Source organism: Labrys methylaminiphilus subsp. lupini (assembly GCF_051161885.1).
Taxonomy (GTDB): Bacteria; Pseudomonadota; Alphaproteobacteria; order Rhizobiales; family Labraceae; genus Labrys.
The window spans coordinates 1296994-1307417 of sequence record NZ_JBMDIH010000001.1 but is presented as its reverse complement, the minus strand read 5'-3'; the positions used below and the strand labels follow the sequence as shown (position 1 = coordinate 1307417).

Below are 10424 nucleotides of genomic sequence, written 5' to 3'. Positions count from 1 at the left end.
CCCATCCAACGAAACACTGCGATTATTGTAGAGTTCGAAGATCACAGTCTCAATTCGGGAAATTGAATGCCCTCCCCCCACCCGATAGGCAAAGTTGGACCAAAAGGAGTAGGTTTCATCGCCCCCGGAGCCTCGCGCCCATACTCCGATAGCCTTACGACGCGAGATTAAAAGTGGAGGTACCGGTCAAAGCCCCGCCACCGCGGATCGCCCCGGGAGAGCTTGCGCGCCGGCCTCGATGCTGATCCTGTAGAATCAGTCAATCACCACGCCAGTTGAAGCCAAGCTTTCGATGCCCCTTCCTCCGCCCACACCGCCCGCCCCTCAGGACGTTCATGTCTGGCAATGGGATCTCGACGCCAGCGAGGGCGGCTTCGATCGGAGCTGGGAAGTCCTATCGGGGGAGGAGCGCGGTCGCGCTGACAAATTCCGCTTTGAACGGCATCGGCGCCGCTTCGTGGCAGCGCGGGGAGAACTCAGGCGGATTCTCGGCAATTATCTCGCGACAGCGCCACAAGCGGTCGGATTCGGCTATGGCGCCGAAGGCAAGCCCTTCTGCACGACCCAGCCTGTGGGATGGCGGATCTGCTTCAATCTGAGCCATAGCGAGAACGCGGCGGCACTTGCCGTCGCGAACGGTTTTGAAATCGGCATCGACATCGAGCATATCCGCCCGATTGAAGACGGCGTCGCACTGCAGGTGTTCTCACCTGGCGAACGCGCGCAATTCGACGCATTGCCGTCCGGGGCGCAGCAAAGCGCTTTCTTCGAGAGTTGGGCCCGTAAAGAGGCCTGCCTGAAGGCGCTCGGCACCGGCTTTGCTCACCCGCCAACTCATTTCGAATTCGATCTTACCATTGGAGGCGACACGGCACCTCGCTTCGTCGGCGGCGACTCCGAAGAAGCGAAATGTTGGCGCATTCGCGCTCTGCGATCCGAATTGAACCGCGCCGGCTCGGTGGCGGCACGGCGCCTCGATTGGTCGATCGTCGAAATGAACTGACGGACAGCATCGGCCGCGCTGCCGATACGCGCAACAGACAACGCACAGAGTTCTCCGAACCCTGGCGCCTATGTAACGCCTCAGAGGGCGATACCGGATCCTGGCGACGGCTTCCGGCCCGCACCTACGGAGACGATCAAGATGAACCCGGGACCTTAACCGGTCTCGGGCTCATGGATTGATGCCACCACAGCCTTCCGCGCAGTGGCTGATTGAACGAATGTCCAACCGTTGTTGCGGCTTAAGCCGCAACGGCGTGGACTTGCGTCTCGGAACGCAGAACCGAACCGGTGATCTGGCCAGCAGCGGCAATCCCGGCACGCATCTCCTCGCTGATCTCGAAAAGACCAGCATATGTCATCACGCGGCCGATTCTGGTGGGCACACCGATCACGTCTGCCGGACAATTGGCGAGTTTGAAGATGCGGGCCATGCGTGCATCGTAGACTGACACCACGAAATCGATACCGGCCAGCATACCAACCTCGACAATGCCGCACAGCAGCTCCGTCGTCACCGAATGCAGGCGACGGTTGCCGTCAGTGGCAAGATCGGGATCGATCGCAAACCGGGAGCTTTCCCAGATGAGCGGGCTTTCTACAATTTCGCCGTCCGGCAACAGTACAGAGAACACATCGCGCAGCATATTCGGGCCAGTCGTCGGCAACAGGCGCAGACCACCTTCCACACGCCCCGTGTATTGATTTCGTGATATCAAGTAAACAGGGTCGCAATCGTCGAAATAATCAATTTCGCGGCCATTGGAAACATTAACGTCCCAATCCAGCCTGTCTTTAAAGACCCTCGCACGCATCTCGTAAAGTGCATCAAGGGTTTCAGTATGTAAATGACGCTCGTAACTTTGAATGACTTCAATCATCGAACAGACCCTCCGTCGGAATCTGCTCGAATTTATTAGTCACTTATTCCCTTAGAAATACGGCGTATTTGACGGGTTACCTCGTTCCGAAAAAAATGCTCATATTCATTGCCTTGGCGACGGCATGAGTAACATTGGTTGCATTCAGTTTTGCTCGAGCCAGGTCGAGGTAAAACCGCACCGTTCGATCCGAAAGGGAGAGTATCGTCGCAGTTTCCGAGACCGTCTTGCCGCGGGCAACCCACTTCAGGCATTCGATCTCACGCGGAGAGAGATGGACTTCCTCTTCTTCAACCGCCTCTGTTCGCAGGATGGCATTGTGGATGTGGTAGGCCAAAACCTGGAAGTCGCGCTGGAAAGCCCCCAACGTCTGATCCCATTCCTGATCGGGGACGTCGCTGGTGATGGTGAAGAGAGCGCGCTCGCCATGGCGACCGCGGATTGGAAAAGTCAGGCCTTGGCGCCCCAGCCCAAATTCGGCAGCTTCGCCGAAAAAGGCACGGAGCTTTGACCCTTTCAGGTCGAATTTGCGCCAGTCAATGGGCAGGACAGCCGAGAACCCCTCCCTTAGAACGGGATCTATTCTAACGTAGTTTTCGCTCTTATAGTGCTCAACCCAGTCATCGGAGTAGGTAACGGCTAGATAGGGATCATCGCTGGTAGAGCTTGGAATATTTACAGCAAAATAGGCAGCCGTACGCAGCCCGTAACTCTGAACAACTCGATTCAACATCCCTTTTACGTCTCGGGACGTCGGTACACTGCCAATTTCATCGACAATATCATAATATATCTTGTCGAGCGCTCTCATATGCCGCCCCCTAAACCACGGGGCGGTATGATAATGCAAAACCTAGCGGGATGCTAGTTCCTAGATTACTTCGCAGGCGCTTGCTGGGATGGGATGAAGACTTGAATTATATACTTCAATGTCTCTTTAGACCTCGAAAGAAAAATGGCGGAAGTCTGAGTTCATTCCAGTCTGATGCCAGTTAGTAGCTAACCAACAAAGGTTGATCGGTTGAATATTCGTCAAGAAACGGCAATCGATTGAACCTCCGATATGACGATGTTTCGCCATTCTCACGAACGGTGGGGTCGAACCGATGATTAATAAGGGTCACGACGTAATGCCTGAAGTTCAACAAGGTCAATCGATGGTCACCATCGATGACGACACCGGCACGATCACCATCGATCTGGTGGCTTATGGACCGGTGCGAATCGTGATGACGGCCGATGGCGATATCGAAGTCGAGGGTCGTAGTATCTTGAATACGGCTCACTGGACGAGTTTCGGCAACGAGTTCCCCAAGCGGGCCTGACACAGAAGCGAGCCTGACATTCAAGGGAGCTGACGATCGCTGGACTGGACGATCGTTGCCGGACACTTGGTTCTCGGGCGGATCCAGATCCGCTGAATGACATGAAGCCCGGGTGGTTATGCCGCCACGGGCCTCATTTGCATGGCCATTTTCCAGCCGCCGCGATGACGCACGCTCCGTGCGCTCCATCTTCTTCAGCCCCAAGCCACATCACATGGCCAGATCATATGGCAAGATCACCTGCGCGGGCGCGTGAAAGCTGCCACCACCCCGCGGCGACATATCAATGGCCGCTATCCGATCATATCGCCTTTGCGCTGTGTCCTATCCCATCTTGGAACCGGGCACTGAGTCCAGATCCGCGCCTCTCCGATCGTGCCCGCCCCGCCATTGTCACATATTTGCGCGGGGCACGGTTCTGTGAGCAGAGGTGATAAAGCCTCATGGCATCCGCATTGCGATATGGCAGCAGCATGCTCGCACTGCCTAAGAAATGGCCTGGCTCTCGGAGATGCCCGCCGCTTCCCTCCTTGACTGGTGCCGTCTTGCCGATCGTCACTTGGCCGGCACGGCCAGACCGCGTTGTGCAAAATCGCACATCGCAGTCCCGCGCCATGGTGTTTCTCACCTCAAGGGTGGCATCCACAGGCGTTATCAAGGAAGACGTCGAATCCAGGCTACGCTGGGCCAAGTTCTCGGCCCACGGTCACCGCACGTTCAATATTTCCCCAAAAAGGAAACTATTTTCTTCCTGGATTGCGATAACATGGAAGTTTGACATTTCGCTGAAAGTCCTTGCCTATTTCGCAACTGAGGGAGGGGAAGCAGGTGAGATCGATCGGTGAGAGTGGCCTCACACACGAGGGAGAGCGTTACTTGAAGATCCCCGTTTGTGTAATCGACAAGCGTGCCTTCTGGCGCGATTGTCTGACGATGTGCTTGACGGCCTCTTCTGCAAATCTTGCTGCCGTCGGCTATGACACCATCGACGATTGGCTGACAGCCTCCACGCACGCCCCTTCATCGATCATCCTGCTATGTGCCACCGGTGAGGAAGGTACGGCCCGCGCCATTCAGTCCGGGCTGGATCGTATCCTCTCCAGCGTACCGGGCGCACGCGTGGTCATCCTATCCGATATCGACAATCCGTCTACGATGGTCTCCTCCTTGGAGCGTGGAGCACGCGGCTTCGTGACCATGAGCCTGAGCCTGGAAGTGGCCATCGAAGCAATCCGTATCGTGAATGTCGGCGGTACCTTCGTTCCGGCCAGCGGCCTGTTGTCCGCACGCCAGGGCTTCGCGGCACCGACCAACGGCCAGTTGCCGGCCATTGAAGGGCGCCCCCATTTCACCGAGCGCCAATTGGCGATCATCGCCTGCGTCCGCAAGGGCGAACCGAACAAGATCATCGCCCATAAGCTCAATATGACCGAAAGCACGGTCAAGGTTCACATTCGCAACATCATGCGCAAGATCAAGGCCAAGAACCGCACCGAGGTTGCGTTCCTGACCAATGAGCTGCTACTTCCCAGCGAAACCTCGAACGACTGAGGCGCGCGCCCTCATCGACGATGTACAATGGACTATATGGCGGAGGCCGGTTCGCGGTCATGCCCGCCACCCGGCATCGCGAGCGCACCTCTTCTGCCCTTGCCTCCTCCAGCAACACCTTGTTCTCCGACGTGAGGACAGCTAGTGGCTTTTGCATCATGAATGGGGTGCGCTACATGCCTGGAACGATCCGGATTCTCGATGGCGGCATGAGCCGGGAACTGCTTCGCCTCGGAGCAGAATTGCGCCAGCCCGAATGGTCGGCCCTCGCCTTGATGGAAACCCCCGATACCGTCCGCCGAGTTCATGCCGAGTTTATCGAAGCCGGCGCCGAGGTGATCACCACCAACAGCTATGCCCTGGTCCCCTTCCACATCGGTGAGCAGCGCTTCCGCGAGCAAGGGCCTGCCCTGATCGATCTCGCCGGCCGGCTCGCAAGGCAGGCCGCCGACAACAGTTCCGGCCGCAAGGTATTAGTCGCGGGATCGCTGCCGCCGATCTTCGGCTCCTATGAACCGCAGCGCTTCGATCCCTCCCGTGCCCAGGAATATCTCAGCGTTCTGGTCGCCGGCCTCGCGCCTCATGTCGATGTCTGGCTTGGTGAAACCCTCAGCCTGATTGCCGAGGGCGAGGCCGTGCGTCAGGCCGTCGCCGCCACCGGCAAGCCCTTCTGGGTCTCCTTCACCCTGGCCGACGAGATGGGGGCCGAGGACGACAAGCCACGGCTGCGCTCCGGCGAAAGCGTGGCCGATGCCGCCGCCTGGGCGGCCGGGTCGGGGGCTGGAGCGCTGCTCTTCAATTGCAGCCGCCCCGAGGTGATGGGCAAGGCCGTACGCGTGGCCCGCCATTTACTGGACGAACGGCGATCCGACCTCGAAATCGGTGTCTATGCCAATGCCTTCGAAGAACAGGAAGGAGATGGCGCCGCCAACGAGACCCTGCATGGCACGCGCGAGGACCTGACGGCTACCACCTATTCGCGCTTTGCCTGCGAATGGGCCGTTGCGGGCGCCACCCTGATCGGCGGATGCTGCGGCATCGGTGCCCGGCACATTCATGATCTCGCGACGGCCTTGAGGCGCTGAAGACTGCCTCGGATCGGCGCCGCACGCCCACCCCAGGTAGAGAGTCTCCGGCGCCATAATCGCCCTAGCCGGCTCTGCCCAGGGCAATGGCCGATCCGGTGAAAGGCAAGACGAGATCGTAACCTGTCGGCGGCGGCGCGATCGGCGTGGTTGCCGCGGTACCAAATTGAGTGATACCCGCCCCGACGGCCTGTGCGAAATCGTAGCGCCTTCCACCGAAGTCGAACGGATTACTCGCGGTCAGACGGGCCGAGAACACATTGGTACCCACGATGGCCACGCTCGCCGCAGTGAGCGAAGCTGCAACCGTGGTGCCGACCACCAGGCTGGTGCGGCGAAAGGTGGCGATACATTCGCCCTGTGCAAAGGAGGCCGGATCGGCAAAGGTCGCCCCTGGCCGCCGCTGCAGATACAGGGAGAATTCACCGACCGGGTCGAGCCCAAGCGACAATGCGCCATTGTCGATCCCATCCGCCTTGAACGGCGTGGCGGCAAAGGTGAAGTGAGCGCTGGTTTCGGCAGGAGTGCCGTCGAACAGCAGCGCGTCCGGGAACGGCAAATGCAGGAAGTAGCCGTAATCCGCCAACGAGCCGTCATTGGCACGGTAGAAGCGTCCGGTGGCGTACCAGGCAAGTTCGGCGGTCATCAGCGCGGTCATGAAGAGTCCTCAGCGGCAAAGGAACGCTACTCTATAGACCGGGAGCCAAGCGCGTTCACGATTGAACGCTCATCTGCTCCAACTTTGGGAGCTCGAAAGATCGAGGCGACACCGCACGCCCGCAGACGCGCCTCGATATTCTTCTCAGGATTTACTCGTCCCCCCCGAACCACCGGTGCCGACCTGTGGCGGCTTCGACTTGACGGTGACTGTCGCCGTCTGGCCCGCCACCAGGCGGAAGCCCTCCGGCAGCTTGTCGAGCGCCACGCGGATCGGCACGCGCTGGGCCAGACGCACCCAGGAGAAGGTCGGGTTGATGTTGGCCAGGAGATTCGAGCCGTCGCTGCGCTCGCGATCCTCGATGCCACCGGCGATGCTTTCGACATGGCCGCTGATGACGGCCGGCTGACCCATCAGATGGATGTCGACGGGGTCTCCCACCGCGATCCGAGGCAGCTTGGTTTCCTCGAAATAGCCCTCGACGCGCAGGGAGTCGGTATCGATGAGCGCGGTCACCGCCTTGCCCGCCGCGACATAGTCGCCGGGATTGAGGTGGAAGTTGGTGATCACCCCATTGACCGGCGCCTTGATCTCGGAGCGTTCGAGATTGAGCCTGGCCACCGCCTGGTTGGCGAGGGCCTGCTGGTAATTGGCGCTCGCAACGTCCTGGCTTGCCAAGGATTGCTCGATCTTCTGGGCGGATGCCACGTCCTTGCCCAGTTCGCTGTAGCGCACATAGTCGCGCCGCGCCTGCTCGAGCGTGGCCTTGGTGCCGGAGACGGCCGCATCGGACTGCTGCAAGGCGAGCTCGAAGCGCTTGGGATCGATGCGGATGAGAACGTCGCCGCGATGGACTTCCTGGTTGTCGCGGACCAGCACCTCGCTGACCAGCCCGGACACGTCCGGCGTGATGCCGACGATATCGGCCCGAACATGGCCATCCCGGGTCCATGGGTCGTTCATATAATAGTCCCACAGCCGCCAGCCGAAACCGGCAGCGATGACGACGACGATGAGGGTAATGAGGACTCGCCCCAGCGAGGCAAAAAAGCGTTTCACGATACGAACCGTTGAAAGATGGAAAACAAGCCGCTCAGCACGATGACGAACAATGCGAGATCGAACAGGGAGCGATGCCAGACCAGGCGATAGACGCCAGCCCTGGCCAATACAGAGCGGATCAGGAGATTGGCGATGATGGCGACGAGCGCGAGGATCATCAGGCTCGGCACATAGACGCCAAAGATATCGATGTCGGCGTTCACGATGCCAGCTCCATTTTGGCGAGCCCCATTTCGGCAAGGGCGGGCATGGCTGCGGGTGTGGCCAGGCTCACGGGTGCCGGCGAAGCGGGAAAGAGGGCGCGCCGCAAGCCGACGAGCGCCTGTACGGCATTCCGGCGCACGCTCGGCTCCACGCCTTGCGCAAAATCCGACAGAGCCTCATCGATGGCGCCCAGCAGCGAAGCCGGAGGATCGACCGCCCTGCCCGTCGCCGCCCGCGTGCCGTAGAATCGGGCGATGGCATCGAGCAAATGCTGCAAGCGCCGGCGCTGTGTGGACGACAACTTGCTTCGCAGCCTCTGCAGATCGAGCACGTTGATGCCGACCCGCAGTTCCACCAGGAGATCGGCCGCTGCCACATCCTCGCTGACGCCTTGGGCCAGCCGCGGCACCAACTGGCCGAGCCGATCGAAGACACGACCGGCGAAAGCATTGGCGTCTGCGTTGCGCCCGCCGCGAGAGGTTGCGGCAATATCCGCCCAGCCGGCCCTGACCAGGCGCTTGGCGACCAAGGCTGCACCGAAGGGCCTGGTGGCCAGGGTCCAGACCAGGGCAAAGCCACCGCCGAGGATCGAGGCAACTGACGAGTTCATGAAGGCCGCGAATTCGGCGCTGTAATTGGCCTGCAACCCGACGAAGGACGCCGTGTTCACCGCCAGCAGCATGGCGATCATGTTGAACTGCGGGCGCGACACCAGCGTCCCGACGAGAATGAACGGTACGGCGAACATCACCACCAGCCCGACATAGTCATGGGCAAGCGGCAGAAGGGCGAAGAGATACACCGCCGACAAGCCGACGCTGATGGTCATCCACATCGTGAAGCTGCGGATCTGGTTGACCGGGTTGTCGATGGCGGCAAAGAAGGAGCAGCCGACCGCCGTCATGATCACACAGCCCGATCCCTCGCTCCAGCCGGTCCATATCCACATCAGGCCGGACAGGATGGTGGCGAGCACTACCGAGCCGACCTGGAAGGTCAGAAGCGCATAGTCGTAGTGGCTAACCTTGCCGACGGTCCGGCGCATGCGGAAGGTCGGTCGCCAGCGGCTGATGCGGTCGCCGAGTTCGATCTGCCGCTGCAGTTGGCGGCAATCCTCCCACAGATCGACCAGTTCCTTCATGCGTTCCAAGGTGCTCGAAAGTACCAAGGCAGGCCATTGCGCCTGCTGGTCGCTGCCTGGATCGCTTTTGGGCTCCAACGCGGAAATATCGGCAAGCAGCCGGTCGGCCGCGCCGCGCTCATTGCCCTCTCCCGAGCGCATCCAATCAAGCAGGCGCGCACGCAGGGCTTCTATTCCGGCGACCTCCCCGCTCGTCTCATGCAAGGCGGCGAGACGGTCGTCCAGGGACGACAGCAGCGGCAGGAGCAAGGCCATGCGCCCTCTCAGCTCGTTGGCGACGCGCACGGTCGCCTGGTTCGCCGTGTCGTAGCTGAGCTGGCTGATCAACATGTCCATCGCCCGGATGTCGCTGGCCAGGCGCTGGCGTTCGGGTGTGGCGCCTGTTCCGGCACCATCCGTGAGCACGGCGCTCGCCCAGGCTCCCGCATCACGCAGCCAGCCCTTGATCTGCTGCGCAAGCACGGGGCCGATCCGGGCCGGAAAGAACAGGGAGTTCACCAAGGCGGCGCAGACGATGCCGAGCGTGATCTCTTCGGCGCGCGAAATGGCGACGTCAAAGATCGTGTCCGGCGCATTGACGGTGGGCAATGCAATAAGGGGGAGCGTGTAGCCCGCCAGCATGAAGACATAGCTGCGCGGCGTGCGGTCAAGCAGGGAGACGAACAGGAAGACGCCGGTCCACAGGCCGACGATGATGATGAACAATTCGGGCGCGGACGAGAAAATGGGCAATAGCAGGATCGACCCGGCCGCGCCGATGAAGGTGCCGAGTGCCCGATAGAGCGCTTTCGACGTCGTGGCCCCAGCCAGGGGATTGGCGACGACATAAACAGCCGCCATCGCCCAATAGGGCCGCTCCAGCCCGGCGGCCAGCGCGATATAGAGCGCCACCATCGAGGCCGAGAAAGCTTTGAGCGAGAAGACCCAGTCCCGAACGGTCGGAAGGGGAAAGCCGGCGGTCATGTCGCCGCCTCCGCCTGCTGGCGGGCCGACGCCTCCTCGATGGCGCGGAACACCCGCAGCGTTGCCTCGATGTCCTCCTGCGACACATGGCCAAGAATGCGGGCGCGCAAGGCGACGAGCTCCTGCTCGATCACGCTTGTCACCCTTTCGCCCTCGGCCGTCAGCCAGAGCGTCTTGGCCCGGCGATCTGCGCCCTCGCGCCTCTCGATCAGGCCGCTGACGCAAAGCTGGTCAAGCAGGCGCACCAGGGAGGCTCCTTCGATGCCGATCGCATCGGCGACTTCGGTCTGATTCACGCCGCCGCCCATGCGCTCGATCTGGATGAGCGGCACCGCGGCGGCGTCGGAGACGCCATGGGCCGCGACGATGTCATGCACCAGACGGCGCCAATGGCGGCCGATCTGCTGGGTTTTCCCGGTCAATGCAAAGCGCAAGGCGTCAATCTTTTCCATGCCTAATAATTAGCATCCTAATTAAAAGCATGCAAATTATTTATTGCACCCGATAACGCCGAACGAGAGAAAGCCTCCTGACATCATCTGTCAGTCGGGC

Annotated in this window: 11 protein-coding genes; 4 read left to right on the top strand and 7 right to left on the bottom strand. The window is 60.6% G+C overall.

The features are described from left to right. The first annotated feature begins 292 nt into the window (after window positions 1-292). A complete protein-coding gene (locus ACN6KF_RS06090) occupies window positions 293-1003 on the top strand; it encodes a 4'-phosphopantetheinyl transferase family protein (protein WP_434955978.1) in 711 nt (236 codons plus the stop codon). Between the two features lie 241 nt (window positions 1004-1244). Here ACN6KF_RS06090 and ACN6KF_RS06085 read toward each other — a convergent pair whose 3' ends face one another. Together ACN6KF_RS06085 and ACN6KF_RS06080 are read right to left on the bottom strand one after the other, a co-directional pair. Continuing rightward, complete coding sequence (locus tag ACN6KF_RS06085; protein ID WP_434955977.1) at window positions 1245-1883, bottom strand: acyl-homoserine-lactone synthase; 639 nt, start codon at window positions 1881-1883, stop codon at window positions 1245-1247. 76 nt (window positions 1884-1959) lie between these two features. Continuing rightward, on the bottom strand, window positions 1960-2694 hold the full coding sequence (locus tag ACN6KF_RS06080) for a LuxR family transcriptional regulator (protein WP_434955976.1): 735 nt from the start codon (window positions 2692-2694) through the stop codon (window positions 1960-1962). Window positions 2695-3040: 346 nt separating this feature from the next. On the opposite strand from ACN6KF_RS06080, the gene ACN6KF_RS06075 reads away from it, so the two are divergent. The 3 genes from ACN6KF_RS06075 (at window position 3041) to ACN6KF_RS06065 (ending at window position 5844) form a co-directional block, all read left to right on the top strand. Next, window positions 3041-3208 (top strand): hypothetical protein, encoded by a 168-nt coding sequence (locus ACN6KF_RS06075; RefSeq protein WP_434955975.1) that lies wholly within the window; start codon window positions 3041-3043, stop codon window positions 3206-3208. Between the two features lie 876 nt (window positions 3209-4084). Further along, complete coding sequence (locus ACN6KF_RS06070; RefSeq protein ID WP_434955974.1) at window positions 4085-4759, top strand: LuxR C-terminal-related transcriptional regulator; 675 nt, start codon at window positions 4085-4087, stop codon at window positions 4757-4759. 176 nt (window positions 4760-4935) lie between these two features. Further along, window positions 4936-5844, top strand: a complete 909-nt coding sequence (locus ACN6KF_RS06065; protein ID WP_434959623.1) for a homocysteine S-methyltransferase family protein — start codon at window positions 4936-4938, stop codon at window positions 5842-5844. Window positions 5845-5908: 64 nt separating this feature from the next. Here ACN6KF_RS06065 and ACN6KF_RS06060 read toward each other — a convergent pair whose 3' ends face one another. From ACN6KF_RS06060 to ACN6KF_RS06040, 5 genes are all read right to left on the bottom strand, one after another. Further along, window positions 5909-6502, bottom strand: coding sequence for a hypothetical protein (locus ACN6KF_RS06060; protein ID WP_434955973.1), 594 nt, complete (start codon window positions 6500-6502; stop codon window positions 5909-5911). Window positions 6503-6646: 144 nt separating this feature from the next. Further along, a complete protein-coding gene (locus ACN6KF_RS06055) occupies window positions 6647-7561 on the bottom strand; it encodes an efflux RND transporter periplasmic adaptor subunit (RefSeq protein WP_434955972.1) in 915 nt (304 codons plus the stop codon). Further along, complete coding sequence (locus ACN6KF_RS06050; protein WP_149251222.1) at window positions 7558-7767, bottom strand: DUF1656 domain-containing protein; 210 nt, start codon at window positions 7765-7767, stop codon at window positions 7558-7560. Before ACN6KF_RS06050 ends, ACN6KF_RS06055 begins: the two co-directional genes overlap by 4 nt. After that, window positions 7764-9872 carry an FUSC family protein gene (locus ACN6KF_RS06045; RefSeq protein WP_434955971.1) on the bottom strand — a complete coding sequence of 703 codons (2109 nt, stop codon included), beginning with the start codon at window positions 9870-9872 and terminating at the stop codon, window positions 7764-7766. Before ACN6KF_RS06045 ends, ACN6KF_RS06050 begins: the two co-directional genes overlap by 4 nt. Beyond that, window positions 9869-10324: a MarR family winged helix-turn-helix transcriptional regulator gene (locus tag ACN6KF_RS06040; protein ID WP_434955970.1), complete on the bottom strand. Its 456-nt coding sequence runs from the start codon at window positions 10322-10324 to the stop codon at window positions 9869-9871. Before ACN6KF_RS06040 ends, ACN6KF_RS06045 begins: the two co-directional genes overlap by 4 nt. Window positions 10325-10424: the final 100 nt, after the last annotated feature.

What these genes read in the sequence shown, in the direction of transcription:
- ACN6KF_RS06045 (WP_434955971.1), bottom strand. Translation starts at nt 9,872, where the DNA reads ATGACCGCCGGCTTTCCCCTTCCGACCGTTCGGGACTGGGTCTTCTCG.
- ACN6KF_RS06090 (WP_434955978.1), top strand. Translation starts at nt 293, where the DNA reads ATGCCCCTTCCTCCGCCCACACCGCCCGCCCCTCAGGACGTTCATGTC.
- ACN6KF_RS06040 (WP_434955970.1), bottom strand. Translation starts at nt 10,324, where the DNA reads ATGGAAAAGATTGACGCCTTGCGCTTTGCATTGACCGGGAAAACCCAG.
- ACN6KF_RS06060 (WP_434955973.1), bottom strand. Translation starts at nt 6,502, where the DNA reads ATGACCGCGCTGATGACCGCCGAACTTGCCTGGTACGCCACCGGACGC.
- ACN6KF_RS06085 (WP_434955977.1), bottom strand. Translation starts at nt 1,883, where the DNA reads ATGATTGAAGTCATTCAAAGTTACGAGCGTCATTTACATACTGAAACC.
- ACN6KF_RS06080 (WP_434955976.1), bottom strand. Translation starts at nt 2,694, where the DNA reads ATGAGAGCGCTCGACAAGATATATTATGATATTGTCGATGAAATTGGC.
- ACN6KF_RS06075 (WP_434955975.1), top strand. Translation starts at nt 3,041, where the DNA reads ATGGTCACCATCGATGACGACACCGGCACGATCACCATCGATCTGGTG.
- ACN6KF_RS06065 (WP_434959623.1), top strand. Translation starts at nt 4,936, where the DNA reads ATGCCTGGAACGATCCGGATTCTCGATGGCGGCATGAGCCGGGAACTG.